This window comes from Caulobacter endophyticus (assembly GCF_029543245.1).
GTDB lineage: Bacteria > Pseudomonadota > Alphaproteobacteria > Caulobacterales > Caulobacteraceae > Caulobacter > Caulobacter endophyticus_A.
Genome location: NZ_JARQWV010000008.1, coordinates 17,401 through 32,478, shown reverse-complemented (window position 1 = coordinate 32,478; position 15,078 = coordinate 17,401). Strand labels below are relative to the sequence as shown.

Below are 15,078 nucleotides of genomic sequence, written 5' to 3'. Positions count from 1 at the left end.
ATGCCGTCCAGCACCGCCGCTTCCTCGCTCGCCTTCGGCCCGTTCACGCTCGACCGCGAACGCCGCCTGCTGAGCGCGGGCGGCCGGCCGGTGACGATCGGCAGTCGGGCGCTGGACATCCTGCTGGCCCTGATCGACGCCGACGGCGAGCTTCTGAGTAAGGACCAGTTGCTGGCGCGGGTCTGGGCCGACGTGACGGTCGACGAGAGCACCCTGCGCGTCCACATCGCCGGCCTGCGCAAGGCGCTGGGCGACGGCCGCGACGGCGCCCGCTACGTGCTGAACGAGCAAGGTCGCGGCTATCGCTTCGTTGCGCCTGTCACGCGTCCCGACGCGGAGCCGGCCGTTCCGCAGCCCGCACCACACGCCCCAGCGCGCGCTCGTCCGACCGCACGGCGGATCGTCGGCCGCGACGCCATCGTCGACAGCTTGGTGCAACTGCTGCCCGAGCGCGGCTTCATGACGGTGATCGGCCCCGGCGGCATCGGCAAGACCACGGTCGCCACGGCCGTCGCCGAGCGCGTGGCGCAGGCCCAGAGCCTGCCCTGGGTGTTCGTCGACCTGGCCCCCGTCGCCCAGTCCGAGCTGGTGGCGGGCGCCGCCGCCGCCGCGCTCGACCTGCCCGGCTCAGGCCGCGACGCCCAGGCCGCCGTGGTCGCTCGCCTCGCCCAAGTCCCGACTGTGCTGGTGCTCGACAACTGCGAGCACGTGGTCGACGCCGCCGCCGACCTGGCCCAGGCCATCCACCAGGACGCCCCCGCCACCCTGGTGCTGGCCACCAGCCGCGAGGCCCTGCGGGCCGAGGGCGAGTGGGTCCATCGGCTACAGACCCTCGCCGCCCCCAGCGATGGCGCCCTCGATGCTGAAACCGTTTCCGGCTACGCGGCCGTGCAGCTGTTCGTCGAGCGCGCCCGAGCGGCCGACGACGCTTTCGCCCTGACCGACGCCAACGCCGCCGCCGTCGCCGAGATCTGCCGCCGGCTGGACGGCATGCCCCTGGCGCTGGAACTGGCCGCCGCCCGCATCGACATGATGAGCGCCGCCGAGTTGGCCGCCAATCTCGACGACCGCTTCGGCCTGCTGACCAAGGGCCGCCGCACCGCCCTGCCCCGGCAGCAGACCCTGCGCGCCACGCTGGACTGGAGCTACGGCCTGCTCCCGGATGAGGACAAGGCGGTGCTGGACCGCCTGGGCGCCTTCGCCGGCGCCTTTCCCATGGAGGCGGCCCGCGCCGTCGCCTCCGACGCCGCCATTGGACGCCAAGCGGTGCTCGACATCGTCAGCGCCCTGGCCCGCAAGTCGCTGCTGTCGGTCGACGCCACCGGACCGGTGACGCTGTATCGCCTGCTGGACACCACTCGCGCCTATGCCCGCGAGACCCTGGCCGCGCGCCCGGACGCAGGCGAGACCGCCCACCGCCACGCCGAATACTGCTGCGCGCAGCTGGCCGACACCGACAGCGCCTGGGAAGGCCGGGCCCGCCGCGAATGGCTCGCCGAGAAGAGCCGTCTGGTCGACGACGTGCGCGCCGCCTTGGCCTGGGCTTTCTCGCCGGCCGGCGACCTGCCGCTGGCCATCCGACTGACCGTCGCCTCCGCGCCGCTGTGGTTCCATCTCAGCCTGCCCGGCGAATTCCTGGCCCTGGTCGAAAAGGCGCTGAAGAGCGTCGCCGCCACGAACCTGGCCGGCTCGGCCGCCGAGGTCGAGCTGCTCAGCGCCCAGGGACATGCCTTGTGGCACACCCACGGCCCCACGACGGCCATGGAGACCGCCTTCGCGCGCGCCCTGGAAATCGCCGAGGCGCTGGACGACCCAGGCCTAAAGCTGCGGTCCGGCTGGGGACGCTGGGCCCACGCCATCCTTGCCGGGCGCTACGCCGACTGCGCCGTCTTCGCCGACGCCTTCCAGGCCATCGCCCAGGCGGTCGGCGATCCGGCCGCCTTGCAGACGGCCGACCACATGCAGGCCCTGCGGCATCACTTCTCGGGCGACCAGAACGAGGCCCTGAAGCTGGTCGAGCGGGTGATCGCCACCCACACCGGCCCGGTGGTCGCCAACCAGGCCAACCACGCCCAGGTCAACGACACCATCTCGGCCCAGGCGCTGAAGATGCGCATCCTGTGGCTTCGCGGAGAGTCCGCTCAGGCCCTGCGCCTGGCCCAGGAGACCGCCGAGGCCGCCCTGGCCACCGACCACGACCTGACCATCTGCTACGGCCTGGCCGTCGGCGCCGTGCCCATCGCTCTCTGGACCGGCCGCGCGGATCTCGCCCGCCACTGGGTCGATCGCCTTCTTGAGCGCGCACGCGGACGCGGCGTGCGGTTCTGGGAGCTATGGGGCCAGGGCTATCTGGCCGCCCTGGATCCCTCCGTTCGCGCGCCGGCCGAAGCCTTCCCGATGCAGGTCGAATGCTTCGCCGCAGCCGACGCGGGCCTCGTCGACCAGGCCATGCTGGCCCGCCTGGACCAGGAGCCCTCGACCTGGGTCGGTCCCGAACTGATGCGCCTCGCAGCCATCACCGGCGCCCCGGCGGAGCGTGAAGCGCGCCTGCGCGCCGCCCTCGACCTGGCCAAGGCCCAGAACGCCGGCGCGTGGAGCCTTCGAACCGCCATCTCCCTGGCCGAGCCCGGCAGCGTGCGCGAGGCGCTGGAGGCCCTGCCCGACGTTCCCGGCTGTCCGGATCGCAAGGCCGCGCGGGCGCTGCTCGACGCGCTCTGAACACGCCGCCAAACACCGCGCAGCAACCTATCAAGCATCTGCTTTTCCTGATTTTTTCCACCTACACAACTCTACACAAGGCTTAACTCACGCTCGGCGGAGGACCTTGGCATCGTAGTTTCACACCGGCGGCGAGCCGGGCGCTGAAAGGAACGCTGCCATGTCTTTCGAACCCATCTCCCCCGTCGCCGCCAACGGCTTCGATCGCGTGATCGACCTGAGCGCCGGCGCCCTGCCCGACCTGATCGCCGGCCTGCTGGCCGACGCCCGCGCCGCCGCCCGCGACGACCGCCTGGCCGCTGAGCGCCGGGTGCGCGAGGCGATCGAACTGGTGCAGCGCGAAGGCAAGCGCCTGCTCGACGACGCCCGCCCGGTCGCCATTTCCGGTGGCCTCGCCCCCTGGCAGATCCGCCGCGTCGACGCCCACATCGCCGCCAATCTCGACGCGCCGGTGAAGGTGTCGGACCTGGCCGCCCTGGTCCGCCTCAGCGTCAGCCACTTCTCGCGCGCCTTTGCGGTGAGCTACGGCGGCGGGGCCCGCGAGCACATCATCCGGCAACGCCTGGACCACGCCCGCCGGATGATGGTCGAGACGAGCGAGCCCCTGGGCCAGATCGCCGCCGCCTGCGGGTTCGCCGACCAGGCCCACTTTTCCAACCGCTTTCGCCGCGCCTTCGAGACCAGCCCTCTGGTCTGGCGCCGCCTGCACCAGCGCGACCAGGAAACCTCGATCGATCTGGCCGATGCGGCCCTGGCCTGAGGATTACGCCTTGCCCCGCCACGACCGCTCCACCGGCCCGGTGCTGACGCCCGCCTCGGCCCATCCCGTGCTCGACCCCGTCACCCAGCAGTTCGTCGACGAGCGCCTGGACCGCGCCCCCGGGCCCCTGCGCGACCAGTCGCTGGCGGTCATCCGCCAGGCCTTCGCCGAGGCCCAGGCGCCGCAGTCGGACCTGCCGGACGTCGAGATCCTGGACCTCGCCCTGCATTCGGGCGACGGCGAGCGCCTGCCGATCAGGATCCTGCGACCGCCGGGCCGGGCCGAGCCACTTCCCGTCGTGCTCCACCTGCATGGCGGCGGCTGGATCATGGGCGGCCATGGCGCCCACGAGCGGCTGACGCGGCGACTGGCGTTGGGCGTCGGGGCGGCGGTCGTGCAGGTCGACTACGCCCTGGCGCCGGAGGCCCGCCACCCGGCCCAGATCGAACAGGCCCACGCGGCCCTGCTGGCTGTCGTCGAACGCGCGGCCAGCCTGAACCTCGACGCCGGCCGCATCGCCGTGGCCGGCGACGGCGCGGGCGGCGCGATCGCCGCGGCGCTGGCGCTGCGCGTCGCGCTTGCCGAGGGGCCGGCGCTGGCGGGCCAGGTCCTGCTGTGTCCGATCACCGCGCCCGTGGGCCAGAGCCCCTCCAGCCTGGCCTTCGCCGAGGGACCCGGCCCCACCGCCGACGACCTGCGCTATTGCGAGGCCTGCCTGGGCGCGACGCCCGACGACGACACCCCCGCCTTCGTGCTCGACACCCCGCTGCGCCGCCTTTCCACCCTGCCGCCGACCCTGGTGATCACCGCCGAGGCCGACGTCACCCGCGACGACGCCGAGGCCTACGCCCGCAAGCTGATGCGGGCCGGGGTCGAGGTCACGGCCCAGCGCATGGTCGGCGCCATCCACGACTTCATGGTGCTGGAAGCCCTGCGCGACACCCCGCCCACCCGGGCGGCGATGCGCCAGACGATCGACTTCCTGCGGGAGGTTCTGGAGATCGAGCGCTAGAGCGTAACGACATTCAGCAAGTCTGGCCTTTTCACCGAGCTTCCCCGCGAAGGCGGGGATCCAAGCTGCGCTTCAGGAGAAGGTGAAGCCGTGAGCCGTCCGCAGACTCCGCTTGGGTCCCCGCCTTCGCGGGGAAAGGCGGATTTGGAAACGGCCGTCGGATGATTGTCTCGATCCCCCTCAGAACTCCAGCTGCAACCGGGCCTGGGCCACGGTGACGTCGGCGTCGAGCTGCACGCCGGCGATCGGGCGGTTGTCGATCCGGGCCCGGGTCAGGTTACCCGACAGCCGCACATAGCTGTACGGGTACCAGTTGGCGCCCAGGGTCACGGCGCGATAGGTCCCGGCCGTGGCCAGCCCCGTCTGCGCAGCCAGGGTGGCGACGCCGTTGGCGGCCATGTCGCTGAAGTCGGCGTAGTCGTAGCGGGCGGCGAACTCCAGGGCGCCGAAGCCGCCCCGATCGAGCGGATGGGCCACCCGGATCCGGCCGAACGAGCCGTTGGGATTGTAGGGCCGCGTCTCGCCGGTCGCGAACCAGCTGGCCGAGCCGTAGGCGGTGACGATGTCGAAGTTCGGCCCGCCCAGCGCGGCGTTGACGTCGGTCCCGATGCGGTCGACCCGGATCCGCGCCGCCTCGCCTTGCAGCGACAGCGCGCGATGCACCCACGCCGCCTCGATGCCCAGCGTGGTGTCGCCGTCGCCGACCGCACCGGTCGAGAACAGCGTCGCCCCGCTCGAGGCCTGCGGCCGGAAGGCGGTGTTGGCCGCCGCCGAATAGGTGAAGCCCGTCTCCCCGCCCCGGTCGCGCCGCCGCACCCAGGCGCCCAGGTGCAGGCGGTCGCTTTCCGACAGTTGCGGCGACCAGGTCCCACGCAGGGTCACGCCCATGCGCTCCACCGCTTGGTTGGGATCATAGCCGCCGACCGCGTCGGTGCGGTTGATGTTGTCGCCCTGCAAGGCGCCCCACAGCGACCAGTTGGTTCCGGTGCGCACCGCCTGCAACGCCAGCACGTAGCCCGCGTCGATCACGTCGCCATAGGCGCCGCGCTCCATGAAGGTGATCGACTTGAACGAGGTCAGCCCCTCCAGCGAGGCGGCCTTCTGGTTGCCGACCAGCAGGCTGGTCTGCTTGTCGAGGCGGTAGTCGATGATGGCGTCGTCCCAGCCCCAGGCGCCGCCGCTGACCACGCCGCCTTCCAGCCGATAGCCCCAGCGGCCGTTCTGCCCCTCGACGCCAAGGAACAGCTGCCGGGCCCGCAGCTCGCGGGCGTGATAGTCGGCCAGGCCGTCGCGCTGGGCCACCGCATCGACGGCGTCCAGCAGGATCCGCCCGCGCAGCTTGAAGGTGGCGCCCGACGGATCGGTGAAGCGGGGCGAGTTCTCCCAGCGAACCAGCTCGACGGCGGGCTTGGGCGGCGCGGCCGGAGCCGGGGCGAGCGTGATGACGGGCTGGGACGCGGCCAGGGGCGCGGATGACGCTGCGGCCTGGCGCTCCAGCACGTCGATCCGCGCCTGCATGGCCTGGATCTGGGCTTTCAGGATGGCGAGGTCGGCGTCCTGGGCCTGGGCGCCGCCGGCGACGGCGCTGACGGCCACCAGGGCCGTGGTGGCGAAAAGCATGCGCATGGGCGTGTTCTCCCCGCCTCCCGCGCGGGGCGCGGGAGGGAGACGAAGAGGGATGGAAAGGCCGCCGCGCGGGACGGCCTCGACTTGGGGGAAAGGAGAGCGGCCTACTCGGCCGGGGCCGGCAGCGGCTCGGCCTCGACCGGCGCGGCGCGGCCGTCCAGGGCGGCGTCGAGCTGATCCTTGTCGAGCGCCTTGTCCCAGCGGGCGACGACGACGGTGGCCACGGCGTTGCCGATGAAGTTGGTCAGCGAGCGGCACTCGCTCATGAAGCGGTCGACGCCGAGGATCAGGGCCATGCCGGCCACGGGCACGCTGGGCACCACCGACAGCGTGGCCGCCAGGGTGATGAAGCCCGCGCCCGTGACGCCCGCCGCGCCCTTGGACGACAGCATGGCCACGCCCAGCAGGGCCAGTTGGTCGCCCAGCGACAGGTGCACGCCGGTGGCCTGGGCGATGAACAGGGCCGCGAGCGTCATGTAGATGTTGGTGCCGTCCAGATTGAACGAGTAGCCGAGCGGCACGACCAGGCCCACGACGGGCTTGGCGCAGCCGGCCTTCTCCATCTTCTCCATCAGGCTGGGCAGGGCCGATTCCGACGAGCTGGTGCCCAGCACCAGCAGGAGCTCGCTCTTGAGGTAGCGCAGCAGCTTGAGGATCGAGAAGCCGTTGACCCGGGCCACGGCCCCCAGCACCACCAGCACGAAGATCGCCGAGGTGGCGTAGAAGGTGCCGACCAGGGCGGCCAGATTGATCACCGAGCCGATGCCATACTTGCCGATGGTGAAGGCGAAGGCCCCGAAGGCGCCGATCGGGGCGGCCTTCATCAGGATGGCCACCAGCTTGAAGAAGGCGATGGAGATCGCCTCCAGCATGTCGACGACCGGCTGGCCGCGATCGCCCACCAGGGCCAGGGCGATGCCGAAGGTCACCGAGAAGAACAGCACCTGCAGGATCTCGCCCTCGGCGAAGGCGCTGACCACGGTGCTGGGAATGATGTGCAGCAGGAAGCCGACGATCGTGCTCTCGTGGGCCTTGGCCGCGTAGTCGGCGATCTTGTCGCTGTGCAGGGTGGCCGGGTCGACGTTCATGCCGGCGCCGGGCTGCACCACATTGGCGACGATCAGGCCGATGATCAGGGCCAGAGTCGAGAAGGTCAGGAAATAGGCGAAGGCCTTCAGCGCCACGCGGCCGAACCGGCCCAGGTCGCGCATGCCGGCGATGCCGGTGACCACGGTGAGGAAGATCACCGGTGCGATGACCATCTTCACCAGCTTGATGAAGGCGTCGCCCAGCGGCTTCAGGTCGGCGCCGAACTTGGGCCAGAAGTGACCGATCAGGGCGCCGGCGACGATAGCGACCAGCACCTGGACATAGAGGTGGGTGTACCACGGGCCCGGGCGCGGCGGCGGCGAACCGGCGGCGGTCGTCTGCGGGATCATTGGGCGGCTCCTGGCTCGTTTCCTCGCGCGTCCTTGCAGGTCGGGCGCTTGGTCCAAGAGTGCGGGAATTCCCCGCCGCCGGGACTCGATTTCGAAAATCTAGCTCAAGACGATGAATGTTCTAGAGAAAATCGAAATCCGACCTCGCCACGACGCCCCATCCCGTGTCACATTTCACCCAGCCTAGACCGCCTCAGTGTGGAATATGACACAAGTCGATCCGACCCCGGACGAGACACCGGCCACGCCGGTCAGGACCATCTCGCGCCCGCATCTGGCGCTGTTCGCCCTGGTCGCCGCCGTGATCGGCGCGCTGCTGGTGCTGTCGGTCGGCGTCCTCACACGGGACCGGGCCATGACCACCCTGCGCTCGCGCGCGGCCGCCTCGGCGGCGCTGCACGCGGCGGTGCTGCGTAGCGAGCTGGACAAGCAGCGCGCCCTGCCCCTGGTGCTGGCCGACGACGCCGACCTGGAGGCGGCGCTGGCCACTCGCGACCCGCGCCGGCTGGAAGCGCTGTCGCGCAAGCTCGAGGTGCTGGGCGCCCAGACCCGGGCGGCGGTGATCTACGTGGTCGCCGCCGACGGCTACACGGCCGCAGCCAGCAACTGGCGCCAGCCGACCAGCTTCCTCGGCTCGAACTACGGCTTTCGTCCCTATTTCGCGGAGGCTCTGCGCAGCGGCTATGCCGAGCAGTTCGCCCTGGGCACGGTCAGCCGCAAGCCCGGCCTTTACCTGGCCCGCCGCGTCGAGGGCGCGAACGGCCCGCTGGGCGTGGTCGTGGTCAAGCTGGAGTTCGACGCCGTCGAGGCCGCCTGGCGGGCCATCGGCGAACCGGCCTTCGTCGTCGACCGCCAGGGCCTGGTGCTGATCACCAGCGAACCGCAATGGCGCTTCCACGCCCGCGAGCCCCTGTCGCAGGAGGCGCTTCGCAATCTGCGCGCCCAGGGCCAGTACGGCGAGGCGACCTTCTCGCCCATGCCGCTGCGCGACCGGCGCGGCGACGCGGTGTCGCGCACCGACCTCGCCCTGGCCGAACGCCAGATCGAGACCCTCTTGCCCGACGTGGCCCCCGGCTGGACCCTGCATCTCCTCAGCCCCGCCGCCCCCGCCGAGCAGACCGCCGCCGCCGCGCGCTGGATCACCGCCCTCGTCTGGGCGTTGCTCAGCGCCGCCTTCCTGTGGCTCTGGGTTCGCCGCCGCCGCGTCCAGCTGGTCGCCGCACGCGAACGGGCCGCGCGCCAGGAGCTGGAGCGCCGGGTCGAGGTCCGGACCCAGGAGCTCACCCTGGCCAACACCGCCCTCTCCCACGAGGCCGACGAGCGCCAGCGCACCGAGACCCGCCTGCGCTCGCTGCAGGCCGACCTGGTGCAGGCCAACAAGCTGGCCTCGCTGGGCCAGATCGCCGCCGGCGTGGCGCACGAGATCAACCAGCCGGTCGCCGCGATCCGCGCCAACGCCGACAACGGCCTGCTGCTGATCGCCCGCGGACGCCCCGAGGCGGCGGGCGAGAACCTGACCGCCATCGCCGCCATGACCGAGCGCATCGGCCGCATCACCGACGAGCTGCGGGCCTTCTCGCGCAAGGCCGACGGCCGGGTCGAGCCGACCCTGGTGACCGAGGTGATCGACGGCTCGGTGCTGCTGACCGCCAGCCGCTCGCGCCGGCAGGAGGCGCGCCTCGTGCGCAGGGGCGAGACGCCGGGCCTGGCCGTGCTGGGCGAACGGGTGCGGCTGGAGCAGGTGCTGGTCAACCTGTTGCAGAACGCCTTCGAGGCCGTGGAAGACCGTCCCGACGGCCTGGTCACCCTGACCGTCAGCCAGACCGACGAGGCGGTGCGGATCGACGTCGCCGACAACGGCCCGGGCCTCGCGCCCGAGGTCGAGCGGGCCCTGTTCACGCCGTTCCTGACCACCAAGCCCAGGGGGCTTGGCCTTGGCCTGGTGATCGCCCACGACATCGCCGCCGGCTTTGGCGGCGAGCTGGCCGCCGCCTCGGCTCCGGGCGCCGGCGCGACCTTCACCCTGACCCTGCGCAAGGCCGCTCCATGAGTTCTCCCGCCGGCAAGATCCTGCTCGTCGACGACGACGACGCCCTGCGCGGCGCGGTGGCCCAGGGGCTGGAGCTGCGCGGCTTCGAGGTACAGGCCTTCGACAACGCCCCTTCGGCGCTGAAGGCCCTGACGCGCGACTTCGAAGGCGCCGTGGTGTCGGACGTGCGCATGCCCGGCATGGACGGCCTGGCGCTGTTCGAGCGCGTCCGGGCCGTCGACCCCGACATTCCGGTGCTGCTGATCACCGGCCACGGCGACGTGGCCATGGCCGTGGCGGCGCTGCACGACGGCGCCTACGACTTCGTCTCCAAGCCCTTCCCGATGGAGCGGCTGACGGCCGCCCTGGCGCGGGCGCTGGAGAAGCGCGGCCTGGTGCTCGACAACCGCCGCCTGGAGGCCGCCGCCCAGGCCGGCGGCGGCTCGCCCCTGCTGGGCGAGACCCCCGTCATGCAGCGGCTGCGGGCCACCATCGCCCAGCTGGCCGAGGCCGAGGTCGACGTGTTGATCCAGGGCGAGACCGGCGCCGGCAAGGGCCTGGTCGCCCACGCCCTGCATCGCGGCGGCGCGCGGCGGGCCCGGCCGATGGTGACGGTCAACTGCGCGGCCCTGCCCGAGGCGGTGTTCGAGACCGAGCTGTTCGGCGCGGCCGGCGCCGCGGGCCGTCCCGTCACCGGCCGCATCGAGCGCGCCGATCGCGGCGTGCTGTTCCTCGACGAGATCGAGGGCCTGTCGCCGTCCATGCAGGCCAAGCTGCTGCGCGTGGTCGAGGAGCGCGAGATCTGGCCCGTCGGCGCGGCCGAGCCCCGGCACCTCGACCTGCGGATCATCGCCGCCAGCAAGATCGACCTGGCCGAGGCCGTGCGCGAGGGGGCCTTCCGCGCCGACCTCTACTATCGCCTGAACGTGGTCACCCTGGTGGTCCCGCCCCTGCGCGAGCGGCGCGAGGACGTGCCCGCGCTGTTCGGCCACTTCCTGGCCGAGGCGGCCGCGCGGCTGCGGCGACCGCCTCCGCGCCTGACGGCGACGATCCGCGATCACCTGCTGGGCCATGACTGGCCCGGCAATGTGCGGGAGCTGGCCCACTACGCCGAGCGCGTGGCCCTGGGCCTGCCCTCGGCCCTGGTCGGCGAGGACGGCGCGGCGCAAGGATCCGTCGAGAGCCTGGCCGACCGCACCGGCCGCTACGAGGCGATGGTCATCCGCGAGACCCTGGCGGCCTGCGGCGGCGACGCCCGCACGGCCATGGCCCTGCTCCAGACCCCCCGCAAGACCTTCTACGACAAGCTGCGCCGCCACGGCATCGAGATCGACCGCTACCGGCCGGGCAAGGCCTAGCCGGCCAGGAACTCGACGATGGCCTTGGCGAACGCTGGCGCAGCCACCGCCGAGCGATGGTCGCCGCCGACCAGCAGCGACCGCGCGCCGGGGATCGCCGCGGCCAGCCGCTCGGGATGCACCGCCAGCGGATCGTCGTCGCCGGCGATCACCAGGGCCTGCGCCGTGATGCGGTCCAGCGGTATCGGCTGGGCGTGGACCACGCTGGCCTGGGCGGCCAGGGCCTTGCGGTCGGCGCCGATCGCGTCGGCGAACAGGCGGAACGGCACGGCGGCCGGATGCTCGATCATCGAGACGTCTTCGGTCAGCAGGGCCTGGACGATGGCCGCATTGGGCACATGGCGCGTATCGACCCCGCCCGTGGCCACCACGCCCTCGCCCACCCCGCCGACCACCAGACGGCGCACGCGCGCCTCCTGGCTGGCGCAGATCAGGCCGACGATCGCGCCCATGGAATAGCCGGCCAGGTCGATGGCCGGCACGCCCAGATGATCGATCAGCTCGCAGACGTCCCTGGCCATCCGCGCCTCGCCGTAGAAGGCCGGATCGTGCGGCTTGTCCGACGCGCCATGACCCCGGGCGTCGAGCGCGATCACCCGGCGGCCCGCGGCCGTCAGGGCGTCGACGATCCCCGGCGCCTTCCAGTTGATCGGGCCGCTGGCCGAAAAGCCGTGATGCAGCACCACCGGCGGTCGCACGCTGTCATCGCCCCATTCATGGCAGGCGATCGAAAGTCCGTCGGAGGTGGTGAAGCGAAACATGGCGGCCCATCAGTTCAAACGAACGTTTCAACCGATACCAAGCTTCACCGACGCCCGCAACGCGAGCGGGAAGATCCCCCCTGAAGGGGGAGGTGGCCCGAAGGGCCGGAGGGGGAAGTATCTACAGAGGGCGATGCATCCCCAACATCAGCAGCCACCTCCCCCTCAGTCGGCGGAGTTTATCCTCGGGCCGGCCTTTGGCCGGACCCGGGGGCGACAGCTCCCCCTTCAGGGGAGCATTGATCACGCGTCGTTGGCGACGTGGGCGATCAGGTTGTCGCGCACGCGGGTGATGGTCTTCTGCACCTGGCGGAACTCGTCGGGCTCCAGGCCCGTGGCCTTGACCAGGGTCCGCTGGCCGCCCTTCTCGCGCAGGGCGCGGCCGGCCTCGGTGAGACTGATGATCACCTGCCGCTCGTCTGACGGATCGCGGCGGCGCTGCAGGAAGCCCAGGCTTTCCAGCTTCTTCAGGATCGGCGTCAGGGTGTTGCTCTCCAGGAAGAGCTTGTCGCCCAGGCTCTTCACGCTCTGGCCGTCCTCCTCCCACAGCGCCACGATGATGATCCACTGGGTGTAGGTCACGCCCAGCTCGTCGAGGATCGGCTTGTAGGCGCGGCCATAGGCCAGGTTCGCCGAGTAGACGGCGAAGCACAGGAAGTCGGCGAGCCTGGGGGCTTTGCCCAAAGGGGCGACAGGCGGGTCGGAGGTCGTCATCGGAGCCTTGCGTTTCGGGCGCCGCGGGCGGTTCGCGGCGGTTCGGGACAAATATAAATCGGATCCGATCAAATCGGAAGGTTGACGATGTGCGAAACTTCGATCTATGAAGTCGGTACCGATTACATCGGATCCGATTTAAAAGGAGATCGACATGACCACCGCCCCCGCAACCACTATCGACACCGTCCTCTACACCGGTCGCACCCACGTCACCGGCGGCCGCGACGGCTCGGCCCGCAGCGACGACGGCAAGCTGGACGTCCGCCTGTCGCCCCCGGGCAGCGCCGCCCCGGGCACGAACCCCGAGCAGCTGTTCGCCGCCGGCTGGTCGGCCTGCTTCATCGGCGCCATGGGCCTGGCCGCCCGCGCCCAAGGCGTGGCCCTGCCCGCCGACGTCGCCGTCGACGCCGAAGTGGACCTCGGCAAGTCGGGCGAAGGCTACCAGCTGCAGGCCCGCCTGAACGTCAGCCTGCCGGGCCTGCCCGCCGACATCGCCCGCGCCCTGGTCGAGGCCGCCCACCAGACCTGCCCCTACTCCAAGGCCACGCGCGGCAACATCGGCGTGACCCTGAACCTGATCTGACCCCGGAAGACCCGAGGCGCTGCGAAACGCAGCGCCTCCATCCGCCCTCCCCAAGCCCAAGGAAACGCCCCCATGTCCGCCTTGCCCGCCCTCACCGCCTTCGCCACGCCGAAGTCCGCGCAGTTCCACGCCGCCTCGCTCAGCGTCGCCGCCGTCGCGGGGATCGCCACCCTGGGCGTGACCTCGGTCATGCTCCCGCCGCCGGCCATGTTCCTGGGCTGGGCCGCCTTCAACCTGGCGGGCGACGACCTGCGCGGCGGCCTGGCCAACACCGTCTCGCATCTGCTGGGCCTGGCGCTGGGCGCCGGAACCGCCGTGCTGATCGGAGCCATGACGCCCATGCTCGGCCTGCTGGCCACGCCGCTGGCGGTGATCTGCGTCGTCATCGTCGTGCTGTCGCTGCGCGAGGTCGCGCCGATCAACAATCCGCTGGCCTATTTCCTGGGCCTGACCAGCTTCTTCTATTCGGGCCTCGCCCCCTCGGCCTCGACCCTGGCGATGCTGGGCTCGGCCGCCGTCATCGGCGGCGCGGCCTGCGCGATCGCCGCCTTCGCCCAGGACGCCGTGGCCCGCGCCGGCGAGGTGCGCCATGCGTAAGCCCTTCTTCCTCGCCCTCGCCGCCGCCCTGCTGGCCGGCCCCGCCTTCGCCCAGAACCTGCCGAACCTGTCTGCCGCAGAGGTCCTGGGCCCGGCCGGCGTCGTGCCGCTGACCACGCCCCAGCCGCCCGCGCGCCTGATCGTCGACCCGCCCCTGCCCGGCCCGCTCGCCCAAGGCCGGGTGTTCATCCAGTACCGGGCCGAGAACCTGCGTATCGAGCCGGTGTTCGGCCCCGCCGCTCTGGCTGTCGCGCCCCGCATCGGCCACGTCCACGTCACCGTCGACGACGCCCCCTGGCACTGGGCCGACGCCAGCGGCGAGCCGATCATCCTGGTCGGCCTGACGCCTGGGTCGCACAGCGTTCAAATCACGCTCGCCGACGCCAATCATCGCCCGCTCGACAGCGCCACGATCCGCTTCGTCGTTCCGGCCTCCCCCGCCGGCCACCAGCACTAGGCACGTCCCCATGACCTCGAACTTCGACCTCCCCCGCCGCCGCCTGCTGCAGGCCGTCGCCATCGCCGGCGCCGCGGGCCTGGCCTCCCGCGCCGTCGCCGCCACGGCCGCACCCGCCTGGACCCTGCGCCAGGTCACCACCCCCGACCTCGTCATCGGCTATGCCGAGATGGGTCCGGCCGACGGCGCGCCGGTGATCCTGCTGCACGGCTGGCCCTACGACATCAACGCCTTCGCCGAGGTCGCCCCGATCCTGGCGGCCGCCGGCAAGCGGGTGATCGTCCCGCACCTGCGCGGCTACGGAACCACCCGGTTCGTCTCGGACGCCGCTCCGCGCAACGGCCAGCAGGCCGCCCTCGCCGTCGACGTCATCGCCCTGATGGACGCGCTGAACATCAGGAAGGCCGTCATCGGCGGCTTCGACTGGGGCGCGCGCACCGCCTGCATCGTCGCGGCCCTGTGGCCCGACCGCTGCTCGGCCCTGGTCAGCGTCAGCGGCTATCTGATTGGCAGCCAGGCGGCCAACGCCGCGCCGCTGCCGCCGGAAGCCGAGCTTTCCTGGTGGTACCAGTTCTATTTCGCCACCGAGCGCGGCGCGAAGGGCTACGCCCAGAACCGCGACGCCTTCGCCCGACTGATCTGGAAGACGGCCTCGCCTAAGTGGGCGTTCGATGACGCGACCTTCGCCCGATCAGCGGCCTCGCTGGCCAATCCCGACCACGTGGCCATCACTATCCACAACTACCGCTGGCGTCTGGGCCTGGCGCAGGGCGAGGCCCGCTTCGACGCGCTCGAGGCCAAGCTCGCCCAAGGCCCCGTCATCACCGTGCCGACCATCACCATGGAAGGCGACGGCAACGCCGCCCCGCACCCGCCGCCGGCCGCCTACGCCGGCAAGTTCAAGGGCCGCTACGAGCACCGCGATGTCGGCGGCGGCGTCGGCCACAACCTGCCCCAGGAAGCGCCGCGCGACTTCGCCCGCGCCATCCTGGACGTCGCCCGCTGGGCGGCCTGAAGCCTC

13 protein-coding genes are annotated in these 15,078 nt (G+C 71.8%); 9 read left to right on the top strand and 4 right to left on the bottom strand.

Translation table 11 applies throughout. From position 1 onward, the window contains the following. The 3 genes from P7A99_RS09415 to P7A99_RS09405 all read left to right on the top strand — a co-directional run bounded on the left by P7A99_RS09415 (position 1) and on the right by P7A99_RS09405 (position 4,490). Positions 1 to 2,718: an ATP-binding protein gene (locus tag P7A99_RS09415; protein WP_277793626.1), complete on the top strand. Its 2,718-nt coding sequence runs from the start codon at positions 1 to 3 to the stop codon at positions 2,716 to 2,718. A gap of 160 nt (positions 2,719 to 2,878) precedes the next feature. Next, positions 2,879 to 3,478, top strand: a complete 600-nt coding sequence (locus P7A99_RS09410; protein ID WP_277793625.1) for a helix-turn-helix transcriptional regulator — start codon at positions 2,879 to 2,881, stop codon at positions 3,476 to 3,478. Positions 3,479 to 3,488: 10 nt separating this feature from the next. Then, positions 3,489 to 4,490, top strand: coding sequence for an alpha/beta hydrolase (locus P7A99_RS09405; protein WP_277793624.1), 1,002 nt, complete (start codon positions 3,489 to 3,491; stop codon positions 4,488 to 4,490). A 180-nt stretch (positions 4,491 to 4,670) separates the two neighbouring features. On the opposite strand, the gene P7A99_RS09400 is transcribed toward P7A99_RS09405, so the two are convergent. Then, positions 4,671 to 6,116 carry an OprO/OprP family phosphate-selective porin gene (locus tag P7A99_RS09400; protein ID WP_277793623.1) on the bottom strand — a complete coding sequence of 482 codons (1,446 nt, stop codon included), beginning with the start codon at positions 6,114 to 6,116 and terminating at the stop codon, positions 4,671 to 4,673. Positions 6,117 to 6,220: 104 nt separating this feature from the next. Then, positions 6,221 to 7,555 carry a dicarboxylate/amino acid:cation symporter gene (locus tag P7A99_RS09395; RefSeq protein WP_277793622.1) on the bottom strand — a complete coding sequence of 445 codons (1,335 nt, stop codon included), beginning with the start codon at positions 7,553 to 7,555 and terminating at the stop codon, positions 6,221 to 6,223. Positions 7,556 to 7,760: 205 nt separating this feature from the next. Between P7A99_RS09395 and P7A99_RS09390 the strand changes: the two genes are divergently transcribed. Together P7A99_RS09390 and P7A99_RS09385 are read left to right on the top strand one after the other, a co-directional pair. Next, entirely contained in the window at positions 7,761 to 9,605 is a 1,845-nt protein-coding gene (locus tag P7A99_RS09390) for a sensor histidine kinase (protein WP_277793621.1), read from the top strand. Continuing rightward, positions 9,602 to 10,942, top strand: a complete 1,341-nt coding sequence (locus P7A99_RS09385) for a sigma-54-dependent transcriptional regulator (RefSeq protein ID WP_277793620.1) — start codon at positions 9,602 to 9,604, stop codon at positions 10,940 to 10,942. Before P7A99_RS09390 ends, P7A99_RS09385 begins: the two co-directional genes overlap by 4 nt. Here the strand turns inward: P7A99_RS09385 and P7A99_RS09380 are convergent. Beyond that, positions 10,939 to 11,703, bottom strand: coding sequence for an alpha/beta fold hydrolase (locus tag P7A99_RS09380; protein ID WP_277793619.1), 765 nt, complete (start codon positions 11,701 to 11,703; stop codon positions 10,939 to 10,941). The two genes, P7A99_RS09385 and P7A99_RS09380, sit on opposite strands and share 4 nt — an antisense overlap. A gap of 243 nt (positions 11,704 to 11,946) precedes the next feature. Next, positions 11,947 to 12,417, bottom strand: coding sequence for a MarR family winged helix-turn-helix transcriptional regulator (locus P7A99_RS09375; RefSeq protein ID WP_277793618.1), 471 nt, complete (start codon positions 12,415 to 12,417; stop codon positions 11,947 to 11,949). Between the two features lie 154 nt (positions 12,418 to 12,571). Here P7A99_RS09375 and P7A99_RS09370 point away from each other — a divergent pair, with 154 nt between their 5' ends. The 4 genes from P7A99_RS09370 to P7A99_RS09355 all read left to right on the top strand — a co-directional run bounded on the left by P7A99_RS09370 (position 12,572) and on the right by P7A99_RS09355 (position 15,072). Further along, positions 12,572 to 13,003: an organic hydroperoxide resistance protein gene (locus P7A99_RS09370; protein WP_277793617.1), complete on the top strand. Its 432-nt coding sequence runs from the start codon at positions 12,572 to 12,574 to the stop codon at positions 13,001 to 13,003. A gap of 72 nt (positions 13,004 to 13,075) precedes the next feature. Then, entirely contained in the window at positions 13,076 to 13,600 is a 525-nt protein-coding gene (locus P7A99_RS09365) for a DUF1097 domain-containing protein (protein ID WP_277793616.1), read from the top strand. After that, positions 13,593 to 14,057, top strand: a complete 465-nt coding sequence (locus P7A99_RS09360) for a DUF6130 family protein (RefSeq protein ID WP_277793615.1) — start codon at positions 13,593 to 13,595, stop codon at positions 14,055 to 14,057. The genes P7A99_RS09365 and P7A99_RS09360 overlap by 8 nt, the downstream gene beginning before the upstream one ends. 10 nt (positions 14,058 to 14,067) lie before the next feature. Further along, the gene (locus P7A99_RS09355) at positions 14,068 to 15,072 is read left to right on the top strand and encodes an alpha/beta fold hydrolase (RefSeq protein ID WP_277793614.1); all 1,005 of its coding nucleotides are present in this window, start codon (positions 14,068 to 14,070) and stop codon (positions 15,070 to 15,072) included. Positions 15,073 to 15,078 lie beyond the last annotated feature (6 nt).

Coding starts and splice junctions, on each gene's coding strand:
- P7A99_RS09415 (WP_277793626.1), top strand. CDS start 1: ATGCCGTCCAGCACCGCCGCTTCCTCGCTCGCCTTCGGCCCGTTCACG.
- P7A99_RS09410 (WP_277793625.1), top strand. CDS start 2,879: ATGTCTTTCGAACCCATCTCCCCCGTCGCCGCCAACGGCTTCGATCGC.
- P7A99_RS09400 (WP_277793623.1), bottom strand. CDS start 6,116: ATGCGCATGCTTTTCGCCACCACGGCCCTGGTGGCCGTCAGCGCCGTC.
- P7A99_RS09395 (WP_277793622.1), bottom strand. CDS start 7,555: ATGATCCCGCAGACGACCGCCGCCGGTTCGCCGCCGCCGCGCCCGGGC.
- P7A99_RS09390 (WP_277793621.1), top strand. CDS start 7,761: ATGACACAAGTCGATCCGACCCCGGACGAGACACCGGCCACGCCGGTC.
- P7A99_RS09385 (WP_277793620.1), top strand. CDS start 9,602: ATGAGTTCTCCCGCCGGCAAGATCCTGCTCGTCGACGACGACGACGCC.
- P7A99_RS09380 (WP_277793619.1), bottom strand. CDS start 11,703: ATGTTTCGCTTCACCACCTCCGACGGACTTTCGATCGCCTGCCATGAA.
- P7A99_RS09375 (WP_277793618.1), bottom strand. CDS start 12,417: ATGACGACCTCCGACCCGCCTGTCGCCCCTTTGGGCAAAGCCCCCAGG.
- P7A99_RS09370 (WP_277793617.1), top strand. CDS start 12,572: ATGACCACCGCCCCCGCAACCACTATCGACACCGTCCTCTACACCGGT.
- P7A99_RS09365 (WP_277793616.1), top strand. CDS start 13,076: ATGTCCGCCTTGCCCGCCCTCACCGCCTTCGCCACGCCGAAGTCCGCG.
- P7A99_RS09360 (WP_277793615.1), top strand. CDS start 13,593: ATGCGTAAGCCCTTCTTCCTCGCCCTCGCCGCCGCCCTGCTGGCCGGC.
- P7A99_RS09355 (WP_277793614.1), top strand. CDS start 14,068: ATGACCTCGAACTTCGACCTCCCCCGCCGCCGCCTGCTGCAGGCCGTC.